9 protein-coding genes are annotated in these 14929 nt (G+C 65.8%); 6 read left to right on the top strand and 3 right to left on the bottom strand.

The genetic code is table 11. The annotated features are described in order from the left end of the window. A partial coding sequence (locus tag ACTIFJ_RS08110) for a TonB-dependent receptor (protein ID WP_439533595.1) occupies window positions 1–790 on the bottom strand: 790 nt, incomplete at its 3' end. A gap of 274 nt (window positions 791–1064) precedes the next feature. On the opposite strand from ACTIFJ_RS08110, the gene ACTIFJ_RS08105 reads away from it, so the two are divergent. From ACTIFJ_RS08105 to ACTIFJ_RS08080, 6 genes are read left to right on the top strand one after another with little or no spacing between them, the layout of a single operon-like run. Continuing rightward, complete coding sequence (locus ACTIFJ_RS08105) at window positions 1065–3896, top strand: TonB-dependent receptor plug domain-containing protein (RefSeq protein WP_439533594.1); 2832 nt, start codon at window positions 1065–1067, stop codon at window positions 3894–3896. A 59-nt stretch (window positions 3897–3955) separates the two neighbouring features. Then, entirely contained in the window at window positions 3956–5629 is a 1674-nt protein-coding gene (locus ACTIFJ_RS08100; RefSeq protein WP_439533593.1) for an amidohydrolase, read from the top strand. Further along, window positions 5626–7347, top strand: coding sequence for an amidohydrolase (locus ACTIFJ_RS08095; RefSeq protein ID WP_439533592.1), 1722 nt, complete (start codon window positions 5626–5628; stop codon window positions 7345–7347). The genes ACTIFJ_RS08100 and ACTIFJ_RS08095 overlap by 4 nt, the downstream gene beginning before the upstream one ends. Before the next feature lie 10 nt (window positions 7348–7357). After that, complete coding sequence (locus ACTIFJ_RS08090; protein ID WP_439533591.1) at window positions 7358–8713, top strand: MFS transporter; 1356 nt, start codon at window positions 7358–7360, stop codon at window positions 8711–8713. Beyond that, complete coding sequence (locus tag ACTIFJ_RS08085) at window positions 8713–10410, top strand: amidohydrolase (protein ID WP_439533590.1); 1698 nt, start codon at window positions 8713–8715, stop codon at window positions 10408–10410. The genes ACTIFJ_RS08090 and ACTIFJ_RS08085 overlap by 1 nt, the downstream gene beginning before the upstream one ends. Continuing rightward, window positions 10407–12113 carry an amidohydrolase gene (locus tag ACTIFJ_RS08080; protein WP_439533589.1) on the top strand — a complete coding sequence of 569 codons (1707 nt, stop codon included), beginning with the start codon at window positions 10407–10409 and terminating at the stop codon, window positions 12111–12113. The genes ACTIFJ_RS08085 and ACTIFJ_RS08080 overlap by 4 nt, the downstream gene beginning before the upstream one ends. A 4-nt stretch (window positions 12114–12117) precedes the next feature. Here ACTIFJ_RS08080 and ACTIFJ_RS08075 read toward each other — a convergent pair whose 3' ends face one another. Together ACTIFJ_RS08075 and ACTIFJ_RS08070 are read right to left on the bottom strand one after the other, a co-directional pair. Continuing rightward, complete coding sequence (locus tag ACTIFJ_RS08075) at window positions 12118–13068, bottom strand: alpha/beta fold hydrolase (RefSeq protein WP_439533588.1); 951 nt, start codon at window positions 13066–13068, stop codon at window positions 12118–12120. A 191-nt stretch (window positions 13069–13259) separates the two neighbouring features. Beyond that, complete coding sequence (locus ACTIFJ_RS08070) at window positions 13260–14855, bottom strand: AMP-binding protein (RefSeq protein ID WP_439533587.1); 1596 nt, start codon at window positions 14853–14855, stop codon at window positions 13260–13262. Window positions 14856–14929: the final 74 nt, after the last annotated feature.

Here is a 14929-nt window from a genome sequence, read left to right as displayed (position 1 = left end):
AAAATGGCTGGCTCGGCGTCGGTGTCAGCACCTGGCGCTCGGACTCGAGCAATATCCCCGCGCGACTGTATTCGCCTTCGAGGCTGAACCGGGACCCATTGCCGAGGCGCAGGAAATTGCCCTCGCCTTCCAGCGTCGTCTGTCCGCCGTCGGTGGCCATCCCGCCCTCGAGCTCGACTGTCGTCGCCATGAAATTCTCGCGCAGCACGAAGTTGATGACGCGCTGGTCGGCCCTGTAACCATATTTCAGCGCCACTTCCTCGGGCAGGATGTCGACGCGTTCCAGCGCTTCGGGCGGCAGGTTGCGTATTTCGGCAAAGCCGGACACCCGGCGGCCATTGACCAGCACCACCGGCGCTTCGCCGCCGCGCCCGCGCCCCGACCGCAGCTGCGGGGCCAGTTCTTGCAGCAGATCGGCCAGGTTGGAGGCGCCGAATGCGCGAATGTCGCCGGCGTTGAGCTGAATCTCGGGCTTGATGTCGCCAGGCACGCTGCCGCGCTGGAACGTGCCGGTGACGACGATCTCCTCCTCGCCGTCAATGAACGAGGAAATGCCCGGATCGGCCGTCAGGTCTGCCGTTATCGCCGCGTCCTCGGCGCTCTCCGGCACCGGCGGCGGCATTTCTTGCGCACCAGCGGGAGCGGGAAGCGCCAGTCCTGCAACCAGGGCGAACAGGCTGATGCCGCTGGCCACAAGGCGCGGAGGTGACGAACACATGGGCTGCACGGGAATCCTGAACTGTCGTATCGAGGCTTTTACGTCGGCCTGTCCCATATCCCCCGCCACCACCTCGCACAATCTGGATCGCCCCCGCTGTCCCGATACCCGTTACATGCGACAACTCGGCAACACCGGCGAGAAATTTTGCCATGCGTATGCGAATCATCGCCACCCTCACCGATTTGTTCATTATCTCAATAATTTGGAAAACATCGCCCAACAAGAACTGGGCTGTTGACACGCCGGCGTCTATCCATAACATTTAAAGCATCAAGTATTTGAGCCTCAATCAATGGCTCGGATCAGCGTCAACGGGGTGGCGCATGCGATCGAGGGGGAAAGCATGATCAACATTACTCACAGCCAGAGTTCCGTAGCCACAGCCTCGCGTCTGGTCCGGGCCGGACTTGCCGTCAGCCTCACCTCGGTGCTCGCGCTGTCGGCGGCGATGGCCCAGCAGGCCGATGCCGACGCGCCGGCGGATGCGGAAGCCATTGTCGTCACCGGCTCACGGCTGAGCACCGGCTTCATCGCGCCAACCCCGGTCACAACCGTCGGCACGCTCGAGATCGAGCAGCGCGCCTCGACTAACCTTGGTGAGGTCCTCGCCCAGCTGCCGAGCTTCCGCAATTCGAACAGTTTCAATTCGGCCGGCGTCACCTCGCGCAACGGCAGCCAGATTACCCCCGATCTGCGCGGCCTCGGTTCGTCGCGGACGCTGGTGCTGGTCAACGGCCGTCGGCATGTGCCGTCGGAGACCACAGGCTCGGTCGACATCAAGCTGATCCCGACGCTGATGGTCCAGCAGGTCGAGGTCGTCACGGGCGGCGCCTCGGCGGCCTATGGCTCGGACGCCGTCGCCGGCGTCGTCAACTTCATCCTCAAGGATAACATTGACGGCATCGAGCTGACGGCCCAGTCCGGTATTTCTCAGGTCGGTGACGGCGAGGAGTTCCGCCTCTCCGGCGCCGCCGGCACCTCGTTCGGCGGCGGCCGCGGCAAGATCAACTTCGGCATCGACTGGCTGAAGGTCGGCGAAATCGGCCCGCAGACGACGCGGGACTGGGGCCGCCGCGATGTCGGGCTGATCACCAACCCGAATTTCGCCACCAACGGTCTGCCCAACTATATCATCGCCGACAATGTCCATTCGGCGAACACCACACCGGGCGGCCTGATCGTCTCCGGCCCGCTGCGCGGAATCCAGTTCACCCCGGGCGGCGGCTTCTCCAACTATAATTTCGGCACGGTCTATGGTGCGACGATGATCGGCGGCGACGGTGCCGGCCAGAACGAGAACTTGCTCGCCAATCTCGGCGTCCCCGTCGAATCGGTCAACGCCATGCTCGCCGGCAGCTATGAGCTGACCAATGATCTCGAGATGTTCGCCGAGTTCACCGGCAGCTGGTCGTCGACCGGCGGCGCCAGCCAGGAAAACCGTGATCGCGGTAACCTCGTCATCCGCCGAGACAATGCCTATCTGCCGCAGGGCGTCCGCGATCTGATGATCGCCAACAACCTGCAGACCGTGACCATCGGCCGTGTCTCCAACGACATCGGCAAGATCACCATGGACCGAGTCAACAAGCTGTTCCGCGGTGTCGTCGGTCTCAAGGGCAAGATCGGCGACAATTGGAGCTGGGACGCCTATTATCAATATGGCCGCAACGACTTCAAACTCGATTTCGGCCCCAACATGCGGCGCCAGGCCGAATGGCTGCTCGCCGTCGATGCCGTCCGCGATGGCAGCAATAATGTCGTTTGCCGCTCGACGCTGACCACGCCCGGCAATGGCTGCATTCCCGTCAATGTGTTCGGCGACGGCTCGCTGGTCCGCAACGACTATGTCTTTGGCACCGCCCAGTTCCAGTCGATTAACGACCAGCATGTCGCCGCCGCCAACATCCAGGGCACGCCCTTCTCGACCTGGGCCGGCCCGGTCTCGATCGGCGTGGGCTATGAGTATCGCGCCGACAAGGCGACCGGCACCTCCGATCCGCTGGCCCAGCGGATCAACCCCCAAGGCACGCGCGGCGGCTGGATTCTCGGCAACCAGCTGCCCTTCGACGGTAAAATCACCGTCTCGGAATTCTACGGCGAGGCGCTGGTGCCGCTGGCTACCGACATGGCCTTCGCCCGCGAACTGAACGTCACCGGCGCGGTGCGGCGCACCAAATACAGCACCAGCGGCGCGGTCACCACCTGGAAGGTCGGCGGCACCTGGGTGCCGGTCGAAGGCCTGCGGCTGCGCGCCACCCGGTCGCGCGACATCCGGGCGCCCAACTTCGCCGAGCTGTTCGAAGCCGGTGGCAGCTCCAACACCAATGTCTTCGATCCGGTCCGCGGCTTCGCCGTCCAGGTCCGCGAGCTTAACCAGGGCAACCTCGACCTGCGCCCGGAAAAGGCCGACACGTTGACCATCGGCGGCGTTCTGCAGCCGGGCTTCATGCCAGGCTTCGCGCTATCGGTCGATTACTACAAGATCAAGATCAACGATGTCATCACCACGCTCGGCGCACCGGTGCTCACCCAGGGCTGTTTCGCCGGCAATGCCCTGTTCTGCGAGTCGATCACCTTCGCCGCCGACGGCACCATCGATTTCGTCACCAACACCCGGCTCAACCTGGCTTCGTTCAACACCTCGGGTGTCGATGCCGAGTTCCGCTATAATTTCAAGCCGAGCTTCATGGCCGGTGACATCCGCATGCGCCTGCTGGTCACCTATGTCGACGAGCTGACCCAGGTGCAGCAGACCGGCCCGCAGGTCCGCGTCGGCCAGATGTCCGAGTTCAACCGCGTCAACGGCATGCCGCGCTGGTCGGGCAACGCCGACATTGGCTATGACACGGGGGTCTGGGCAGTCAATTTGCAGGCCCGTTACATCGGCTCGGGCTTCTATTCCACCCTGCTGACCGAAGGCACGGGCGCCGCCAACACGGTGAGCAACAACAAGGTCCCAGCCTATGTCTATCTGACGCTCGGCGGCCACATCAACGTGCCGTTCGGCGATGACGGCAATGTCCAGTTCTTCGGGCTGATCAACAACCTGCTGGACAAGGATCCGGCGATGGTTCCCGCTGGTGCCGCCGGCGGCATCCGCGAGAGTAGCACCAACGCCAGCTTCTACGATGTCATCGGCCGCTACTTCCGTATCGGGGCACGGCTGAAATTCTGAGGCCGGACGGGGATTTCTTGAGAAAGGATAGACCGATGACCGGATGTCGCTTCAATCCCATGGCCCTGATAATCGGCACGGCAGCGCTGCTCGCCGCCCCCGGCTGGTCACAGCAGGCCTATGTCATCCACAATGCCCGGATAGTCACCGTCGACAAGGCCTTCTCCATCGCCGAGGCCGCGGCCATCAAGGACGGCAAGTTCATTGCGGTGGGCAAGACAGCCGACGTCCTCAAGGCCGCCGGGCCGGACGCCCGCAGGATCGATCTCGGCGGCCAGATGGTGCTGCCCGGCTTTAACGACAGCCATGTCCACCTGACTTCGGGCGAGCGGCTCGAGGTCCAGGTCGATCTCACCCGCGTCGCCTCGATCGCTGACATCAAGGCAGCCATCGCCGCCCGGGTGAAGACCTCGAAGCCTGGAGAATGGATCATCGGCACGCGCGGCTGGTGGGAATACAAGCTTTCGGAGGGCCGACTGCCGACCCGCTACGATCTCGACGAGGTCGCCCCCGACAACCCGGTGTCGATCCCGGGGCCGCATTATTCGATCGTCAACAGCCTGGCGCTCAAGCTGGCCGGCGTGACGCGGGACACCAAGGACCCGCAGGGCGGCGAAATCTACCATGACAAGAATGGCGAGCCGACCGGCCTGCTGATGGACAATGCCGGCCGCTTCGTCCGCAAATTCTATCCCGAGCCGACCGAGGCGCAGAAGATGGCCGGGCTCAAGCGCGTGTTAAAGCTGGTCAACAGCAATGGCATCACCAGCGCCGGCGATCCCGGCGGCTCGGTCGAGCAGGCGCGGATGTTCCAGGACCTGCACAAAGCCGGCGATCTGACCGTCCGGCTCGACTTCTCCTACAGCGTCGATCCTGCCGCCCCGCTCGACCAGGTCGAAGCCGAGCTGAAGGCACTGCCAAAGCCCGGCTATGAGAGCGGTGACGGCATGTTCCGTGCCGATCAGCTCGGCGAGGTCGGTCTCGACGGTGCTGAATTGACCGCGCTGCTGTCGGAGGATTATCCCACGCGCCCCGGCTACCGCGGCCTCGAAAAGGTGCCGCAGGATCAGTTCAACAAATTCGCCGCACTGGCCAATCGCTATGGCTGGCGCCTGCGTCCACACGCGGTCGGGGACGGCGCCATCGACGAGGCGCTGCAGGCGTTCGAAGTGGCCGACAAGGAAAAGTCGATCAAGGACCGGCGCTGGATGATCGACCACGCCTTCCTGCTGCTCCCGCGCCATTATCCCAAAGTCAAGGAACTCGGGCTGATCATCAATTCGCAGTACATGCACAATTATCAGCTCGGAAAACTGATCCTCGCCGCCTGGGAAAAGCCGCTCGCCGACAAGAGCGAGATGTACAAGGACTGGATCGCCAACGGCATCATGTTCGCAAACGGCTCGGACGGCCCGATCTCCTATCACGCCGAGCCGCTGCTGCAGATTTACGGCTCAGTCACCCGAAACACCGATTGGGGCGGCCAGCTCGGCCCCGATCAGGGCATAAGCCGCGAGGAGGCCATCCGCTCGGTCACCATCAACGGCGCGTACACCAGCTTCGAGGAAAAGCTGAAAGGCTCGATCGAGCCCGGTAAATACGCCGATTTCGTGCTCGTTTCGGACGATATCCTGACCATCCCGGCCCAGCGAATCAAGGACGTCAAGGTCAAGGCGACGATCCTTGGTGGCAAGCCGGTATTCGGCCAGCTCGGACCGTGGAGCGCCAAATGATCCGGGCCGCCCGCCGCGCCCTGCTCTTGGCCGCAAGCCTCGGGACAAGCGCGGCGCACGCAGCGCCGGACTTCATCCTCCACAATGCCAAGATCGTCACCGTCGATGCCAATTTCAGTATCGCCGAGGCCGTCGCCGTTGAGCAGGGCCGAATCCTTGCGGTCGGTCGTAACGACAATGTGCTGAAGACCGCCGGCCCCGAAACGATTAAAGTCGACATGGCCGGTCAGACCATCCTGCCGGGCATGGCCGATACCCATCAGTCGCTGGTCGGCAAGGGCCGCAACTTCGCCATCGCAATCGATCTCAGCCCGGTCACTTCGATCGCCGATATCCAGAAGTTGGTGCGCGCCCGCGCCGCCACCATCCCGAAGGGAGAGTGGATTGTCGGCACCCGTGGCTGGTGGGAATATCAGCTGTCGGACGGCCGGCTGCCTACCCGCGCCGATCTAGACAAGGCCGCCCCCGATCATCCGGTCTCGATCCCGGGCCCGCATTATTCGATCGCCAACAGCCTCGCCCTCAAGCTTGCCGGCATCGACAAGAACACGCCCAATCCGCCCGGCGGCGAGATCTGGAAGGACCCCAAGACCGGCGAGCCCAACGGCCTGCTGATGGACCGCGCCTACCGTCCAATGTCAGCGCTGCACCCGCGCGCCACCCCGGCCGATGTGCGCAAGGGCGTCGAGATGCTGCTCGCCCGCGCCGCCTCCAACGGCGTCACCAGCATCGGCGAGACCTCGGGCAGTCTTGAGGAGGAGGCGTTGCTCCGCCAGATCCATGACGACGGCAAGCTGACGCTACGCGTCGACTATGGATTCAATGTCGACCTGTCCAAGCCGATGGACGATATCGAGCGCCAGCTGATCGCGCTCGGCCCGCCCGGCCGCGCCTGGGGCAACGGCATGTTCCGCGCCGATACCCTGTCCGAGACCGGCCTCGACGGCGCCGAACTGACCGCCCATCTGCGCCAGGACTATCCCGGGAAGCCCGGCTACCGCGGCCTCGAGCTGGTCCCGGCCGAGCAGTTCCGCGCCTTCGCGCGCCTCGCCAACCTCCATGGCTGGCGGCTGCGCCCGCACGCCGTGGGGGACGCCGCCATCGATAAGGCGCTCGATGCCTTCGAACTCGCCAACCGGGACAAATCGATTATCGGCCGCCGCTGGATGATCGACCATGCCTTCCTGCTGCAGCCCGATCATTATCCGCGCGTCAAGGCGTTGGGAATGATCATCAATTCGCAGTATATGCACAATGCCCAGCTCGGAAAGCTGATCCTCGAGGCCTGGGAGCGGCCACTGGCTGACCGCTCCGAAGCCTATCGAGACTGGGTGGAGAATGACATCCTGTTCGCCAATGGCTCGGATGGCCCGGTCTCCTATCATTCGGAGCCGATCCTGATGATCTGGGGCTCGGTCACCCGCGAGACCCTGTGGGGCGGCAGCCTCGGCCCGGACCAGGGTCTCAGCCGCGAGGCGGCGATCCGCTCGGTCACCATCAACAGCGCGCACACAACGTTCGAGGAGCAGGTGAAGGGCTCTATCGAGCCCGGCAAATATGCCGACATGGTGGTGCTCTCGGACGATATCCTCGCCGTGCCGGCCAGCCGCATCAAGGACATCAAGGTCAAGGCCACGCTGCTCGGCGGCAAACCGGTCTGGGGCCAGCTGCCCGGCCTGCCGGCCCCGGTCTGGGCCACCGCGCTGTCGGCCCGATGAGAGAGACCCGATGATCGACGTCTCCGCCCGCATAGATGCCGCGCCGGTTGGCGCCTTCCAGTGGCGGATCGTCATGCTCTGCGCGCTGGTGGCGCTGTTCGATGGCTTCGATATCCAGGCGATGGCGCTGGTCGCCCCCACGCTGCGCACTGACTGGGGCCTCGATGTCACCGCGCTCGGCCCGGTGCTCTCGGCTTCGCTCGCCGGCATGATGATCGGCATGATCGTCCTCGCCCCTCTCGGGGACCGTCTCGGCCGCCGCACGTTGCTGCTCGCCGGTCTCGGCATTGTCGGCATCGCCGCCATCGCGACCGGCTTCGCTACCGGACTGACCAGCCTGATGATCCTGCGCTTCATCACCGGGCTGGGCATCGGCGCCTGCCTGCCCAACGCCACCTCGCTGACTTCCGAATATGTCCCGGCGCCGCGCCGCGCCTTCTTCGTCACCATGATGTACTCGGCGGTGCCGCTCGGCGCCGTCGTCGGTGGCTGGGTGGCGGGGCCGCTGATCGCCGCCTTCGGCTGGCCGGCGGTGTTCTTCGCCGGCGGCGCGGGGCCGCTGCTGCTCGGTGGCTTCATTGCCATGGCGCTACCGGAATCGGTCCGCTTCCTCGCCAGCCAGCCCGGTAACGATGCGAAGGTCGCTGCCATCCTGACAAAAGTCGACCCCGCCTATGCGCCACCGCCCGGCGCCCGCTTCATCGCCGGCGGCAGCACCGGCAAGGCCTCGGCCCGGCAGCTGTTCACCGAAGGCCGGGCGCTGCTCACCATCATGTTGTGGATCGTATTCTTCTTCTCGCTGTTCGGCATGTACATGCTCGCCTCATGGCTGCCGACGGTGTTCGCCGGCATCGGCTGGGAAATGGCCGACGCCATCCGCACCGTGTCCTGGTTCTGGCTCGGCGGCATCATCGGCGGGCTGGCAGCCGGCGCCTTGATCGATCGCTACGGCGCCTACCGGGTGCTGGTCCCCGGCTTTATCGTCGCCGCCGCCTGCACCGCCGCCATCGGCCTCGCCGTGGACAGCACGGACAATGGCATCATCGTCCTCACCGTCGTTCTTATCGCCGGCTTCGGCGTCGTCGGCGCCCAGCTGGCGATGACCGCGCTCGCCGCCGATCTCTATCCGACCATGCTGCGCTCCACCGGCATCGGCTGGGGCCTCGGCGTCGGCCGCATGGGCGCCGTCATCAGCCCGATCGCCGGCGGCTATGCGCTCGCCGCCGGCTGGACCCAGAGCTTCACCTTCGCCGCCGCCGCCGTGCCGCCCCTGGTCTGCGCGCTCGGCACCTTCATCATGGCCCGCGCCGCCCGCACCCATGCGGCCCGGCCGGTTCCGGCCATCGTTCCTCAGGAGAGCCTGTGATGCTGACCCGCGCCTTCTTCCTCGCGCTCGCGCTGCCGGCCGCCGCGCTGGCCGCCCCCGACGCGATCTACCTCAACGGCAAGGTCTTCACCGCCGAGGACAGCCGCCGCACCGTCTCGGCCTTCGCCGTCGAGGGCAACCGCTTCACCGCCACCGGCTCGGATGCCGAGATCCGCAAGCTCGCCGGCCCCTCAACCCGCATCGTCGATCTCAAGGGCCGCTTCGTCACCCCCGGCCTCACCGACGCGCATTTCCATACCGAAGGCGGCGGCCCTGACGTCGATCTGTCGAAGGCCCAGACGCTGGCCGATGTCTTCGCCGCCATCAAGGCCGCCGCTGACAAGGCCAAACCGGGCGACATCATCCTCACCAATTCGGACTGGCACGAGATGCAGCTGAAGGACCAGCGCCTGCCGCTGGCCACCGAGCTCGACGCCGTCGCCCCCAACAACCCCGTCGTCGTCGTTCGCGGCGGCCACAGCCTGATCCTCAACACCGCGGCGCTGAACAAGTGGAACATCACCACCGCCACCAAGGCGCCGCCCGGTGGCGCCATCACGAAAGATGACAAGGGCAACCTCACCGGCGAACTGCTCGACAGGGCCAAGTCGTTCGTCACGCTGCCGCCGCCGCCCGCTGTCACCACCGCCGACGTGATGACCACCCAGCAGGTGCTCAACAGCTATGGCATCACCAGCGTCCGCGTCATCGGCAGCTACAAGACGGGCAGCGCCGAGGCCTGGAAGCTGTTCCAGCAGGTCAAGGATCAGGGCGCGCTCAGCGTCCGCTACAATGTCTTCCTGCGCACCAACGCCGATCCGTCCGACGCCGAAGCCTATGTCAGAACGCTGGAGGCCCCCGGCCTCAAGCAGGGCCAGGGCGACGAATGGATCCGCATCGGCGGCATCAAGATGGGCGTCGACGGCGGCTTCGAAGGTGGCCACATGACCGACGCCTATCTCGAGCCCTTTGGCCAGAACGGCACCTATTACGGCCTCGAGACCATCACGCCGGCGCATTTCGGCGCCATCGTCGCCAAGCTGCACGATCATGGCTGGACCGTCGCCACCCACGCCTGCGGCGATGCCGCCGTCGAGCAGGTGCTCAAGGCCTATGAAGCCGCCAACCGGACGAGCCCGATCGCCGGCAGGAAATGGGCGATCGAGCACGCCTTCGTCACCAATGCCGACCAGATCAAGCGCTCGAAGGATCTCGACCTGACGCTGTCGGTCCAGAACCACCTCTATGTCGCCGCCCCGGCGTTCAAGCGCTATCTCGGCCTGCCCCGCGCCGTCGCCATCACGCCGCTCAAATCCTATATCGATGGCGGCCTCAAGCTGGCGCTCGGCACCGACGCACCAGTGATCCCGGTCAACCCGTTCTGGAACCTCTATCATTACATCACCCGAGACACCGCCTCGGACGGCGTCTACGGCACCGAGCAGAGCGTCAAGGACCGTGGCGCCCTGCTCCGGTTGATGACCGCCGGCTATGCCGAGCTGACCGGCGAGGAGTCGATCAAGGGCCGCATCGCGCCGGGCCAACTCGCCGATTTCGCCGTGCTGTCCGCCGACTACCTCACCATCCCCGATGCCGGGGTGAAGCAGCTGAAGGCGCTCGGCACCTGGGTTGGCGGCAAGCAGGTTTTCGCCGATCCAATGCTGGCAGACGCCGCAACCACCGGAGCCGGCAAATGAGCGCCCGCCTCATCCTCGCCGCCGCGCTGGCCAGCGCCGCCCCCGCCAATGCCCAGGGCGTGGTCGTCGCCGACACCATCATCCGCAACGCCCGCATCGTCACCCAGGACGCCGCCGACCGCACGGTCCCGGCCATCGCCATCCGCGGCGACCAGGTGCTCGCCGCCGGCACCGACCGCGAGATTGCTGCCCTGAAGGGCGCCAACAGCTGCGTCATCGATGCCGGCGGCCGCACCATCGTCCCAGGCTTCGCCGACGGCCATGTCCACAGCAAGTCCAAGACCATCCGCCCGGAAACCGTCGACCTGACGCCGGTCAAGACCCTCGCCGAACTCGTCGCCCGCATCGAGGCGCAGGTCAAGAAATCCGCCCCCGGCGAGATCATCGTCACCAATGCCGACTGGCACGAGGCCCAGCTCGCCGAGCAGCGCCTGCCCAGCCGCTGGGATCTCGATCCCATCAGCCCCAACAACCCCGTCGTCGTCATCCGCGGCGGCCACCAATATGTCCTCAATTCAAACGCGCTGGCCAAGTGGAACATCACCAAATCCACCGTCTCGCCGCCGGGCGGTGCCATCGTCCGCGCCAAGGATCGTGATGACATAAACGGCGAACTCGTCGACCGCGCCCGCGATCTCGTCATCATGCCCGAGCGCCCGCCGCTGAGCCTCGACGAGCGCGTCGCCATGCTCAAGGCCGAGCAGGCCCGCTACAACAGCCTCGGCCTCACCAGCGTCCGCAACCCCGGCGCCAGCCTCGAGGACATGCGCGACTATCAGGAGCTCGCCAAGCGCGGCGACGCCACTATCCGCACCTCTGTCCTCATCCGCTGGGACCGCAAGACCTCGGCCGCCGATTTCCGCAAGCAGCTCGACACCTGGCCGATGACCTCGGGCTTCGGCGACAAATGGGTCCGGCTCGATGGCATCAAGCTCGGCGTCGACGGCGGCTATGAAGGCGGCTGGATGACCCAGCCCTATGCCGAGCCCTATGGCCAGGGCGGCAAATATTTCGGCCTCAACACCGTCCCCGGCCCGCTGCTCGGCGACGTCGTCAAGATGCTCAACCAGCTCGACCTGCGCCCCTCCACCCACGCCGTCGGCGATGCCGCCGTCGATCTCGTCCTCGATGCCTATGAGGCCGCCGACAAGGAGCGCGCCATCGACGGTCGCCGCTGGGCGATCGAGCACGCCTTCATCACCCGGCCGGACCAGATCGAGCGTATCAAGCGGCTTGGGATCATCATCTCGGCCCAGTCACACCTCTATCTCGCGGGCTCCAGCCTGATCGAATATTGGGGCCGGGACCGCGCCGAGGCCGTCGCCCCGGTCCGTACCTGGCTCGATGCCGGCATCCATGTTGCCGGCGGCACCGACAACAAGCTGCCCTATTATCCCGAGAGCCCGCTGCTCACCTTCATACACTGGGTGACCCGCGATACCGCGTCCGCCGGCGTGCTCGGCAAGGACCAGGCAATCACCCGCAAGGAAGCCCTGCGCCTCGCCACCATCGAAAATGCGTACCTGACCTTCGAGGAAGACATCAAGGGCCGCCTCGCCCCCGGCCAGCTCGCAGATCTCGTCGTCCTCAACCAGGACATCATGACCGTCCCCGACGCCGACCTGCCGAAGACCGAAGTCGTCGCCACCATGGTCGGCGGCAAGCTCGTATTCGGCCAGCACGCCCTGGCCTGCGGCAAATAGGCGGTCAGCTGCTGCGCAGATGGGCGAGCACGGCGGCTGCATAGTCGGCCGCGCGCGTCGGCGTCAGCAGCGGATGGGTGCCGTCGAAGCTGTGGCGGCGCGAACCACGCACCATGTCAGCCGCGCGTGCGAACGACGCCCGCAGGGGCTCGCGCTCGGCTGACAGGAACAGCGTCGGCACCTCCAGACCCTTGAGCGCGGTGGCGAGATCGAACGGCGGCGGCGGCAGTGCGTCCGCCGCTGGTTCGACAAAGGCGCGGATCGGAGCCAGCCCCATTTCCATATAGTCATTCAGAAGGTCATACACCTGCCCCAGCGTAGCCTCGCTCAGAGCGAAATCGGGGTTCCATTCACTGAGCGTCTCGACCGCCATGTCGAAGGGGAAAGCCCTGAAGCCCGGGCCGGAGGCCGGCATCGGCGACTTGCCAGCAAAGCGGGCAAGCAGCGCCGTCCATTCCGCGGGTTCGAGCAACAGCACACCGTCAAGCGTCAACGACCGCACCCGCGCTGGCGCAATAGCTGCCATCCGCGTCGCGACGCTGGCCGACAGATGGCCGCCAAGCAAGTGAAACTGCCGATGTCCCAGCGCCGACAGGCCGGCAACAAGTGCGTCCGCCATATGATCCACGGAAAAGCCGCGTTCCGCCTTGTAGGAGCGCCCATAGCCGGGAAGATCGAAAGCCAGCGGCTGGAAGCCGGCTCCCACGAACAGCGGCATCACCGGCTCATATTGCCGCCCCGAAGCCGGCGCCCAGTGCAGCAGCACCAGCGCTGGTCCTTCGCCCTGATGACGGTAATGGAGTTGCCCGGCCGGTGCATCCACATAGGCCATGCGCAGCACTGTCGATGCGGCGGGCAGGGTGGCACTCGCAACAGCAGGCGGTGCCGCCATCGCCCCGCCCAGCACGGCGAGCCCGGCGGACAGTCCACGGCGCGTCATCTTCAACTCGGTCATAGGGTCGGCCCGGCGCGCACCATGCGCCGTCCCACATTAGCATCTGTCCCCGCTTCCGACATATGCCGATGCAGCCTCACCGTCTGGCGACAAGAACTACATGCCTCTGGGGTCCGAGGCCTGCGGCCCCAGCCGCCGGAGGCACTTTCTCTCACCGCCGGAGGCCATTTTCTTTGGAATGTCGATCCCGCCTAGTCCTTCGGGCGCAATGCAAAGCGCTGGAGCTTGCCGGTCGCGGTCTTCGGCAGTGCATCCACCAGTTCGATCTCGCGCGGATATTTATAGGGCGCGATTATCGCCTTCACATGGTCCTGGATCGCCTTCACCAGCACCGCGTCGCCCTGATAGCCGGGCGCCAGTACAACAAAGGCCTTCACCTTCTGCCCGCGCTCGGGGCAGGGCACGCCGATCACGCCGCATTCGAGCACCGCCGGATGGCCGACCAGTGCCGCCTCCACCTCGATGGCCGCGATATTGTAACCGGACGAGATGATCATGTCGTCTGAACGGCCGATATAGCTGAAATAGCCATCGCTATCGAGCCGATAGCGATCGCCGGTGACGTTCCAGCCGTTTATGACATAATTGGCCTGCCGGTGGTCAGCGAAATAGCGGCAGCCTGTCGGCCCTTTCACCGCCAGCCGCCCTACGCCTTCTGCCAGCGGCTGGTCGTCGTCATCGAGCACACAGGCGACATAGCCAGGCACCGCCTTTCCGGTGCTGCCGGGCCGGATATCATCCCCGGCGGCTGAAATGAAAATGTGCATCATCTCGGTGGCGCCGATCCCCTCGACGATCCTGTGGCCGGTAGCCCCGGTCCAGGCTTCCGACGTTGCCGCCGGCAGGAATTCGCCGGCTGATACACAGGTGCGCAAGCTGGCGAGCTTATGGCCCTCCAGCAGCCCCAGCATCGCCTTGTAGGCAGTGGGGGCGGTGGCGAGGATAGTGATACCGAAGCGGTCGATGGCGTCCAGCAGCGCCTTGGGCCCGGGCGCCTCGATGGTGACGGCAGTGCCGCCGGTCGCCCAGGGAAAGATCAGCAGCTGCCCCAGCCCGAAGGTGAAGGCGATCGGCGCCGAACAGGCCCAGCGGTCGCCGGGGCGCGGGTCGAGCAGGTGCCGCGCGAAACTGTCGGCGCAGGCCATGATGTCGCGGTGATACTGGATGCAGCCCTTGGGCTCGCCGGTGGTGCCGGACGTGAAGGCGATCAGCGCCACATCGTCCCGCCCGCTGTCATGCGCGGCGAAACCTGGTGCTATGCTGGCCAGCCGCGCCTCCAGCGCCCCGCTGCCGCTGTCGCCCGCATAGGTCACCAGTGAGGCCAGCCCATCGAACCCTGCCGCCGCCTGATCGAAGCCCTCAAGGCTGCGGGCATCGACGATCGCATGGCTGATCCGCGCCTTAGCCAAGATCGGCGCCACTTCGCCGCCGCGCAGCAGCGGCATCGTCGTCACCACGATCCCGCCGGCCTTGAGCACCCCCGCCCAGGCCGCGAACAGCATCGCCGAATTGACTCCGCGCAGCAGCACCCGGTTGCCGGGCGCCAGCCCTTCCTCCTCGCGCAGCAGCCGGGCGATCCGGTCGGACAGCGCGTCCATCTCGCCATAGGTCCATTGACCGGCATCATTGATCACCGCCAGCGCGTCCGCTGGCTGCCGCCTCAGCAGCAGCGCCGCCGCATTCATCCGATCGGGATATTGAAGCGTCGGCATCGCGAACAGGAACTCCGGCAGCGCCTCGGCGGGCGGCACGGCGTTGCGGGCAAAATCATCGTAGGCGATGGTCATGGCATGTCCAGGCTGGCCGGCCAGGTCCCCCCATGGCCGATACTTCAAGCCTAAAGCAGCCCGTCGCGGGCCGC

The sequence above is a fragment of the Polymorphobacter sp. genome (assembly GCF_051860865.1).
Lineage (GTDB): Bacteria > Pseudomonadota > Alphaproteobacteria > Sphingomonadales > Sphingomonadaceae > Sandarakinorhabdus.
This window is presented reverse-complemented; position numbering and strand designations above follow the sequence as displayed.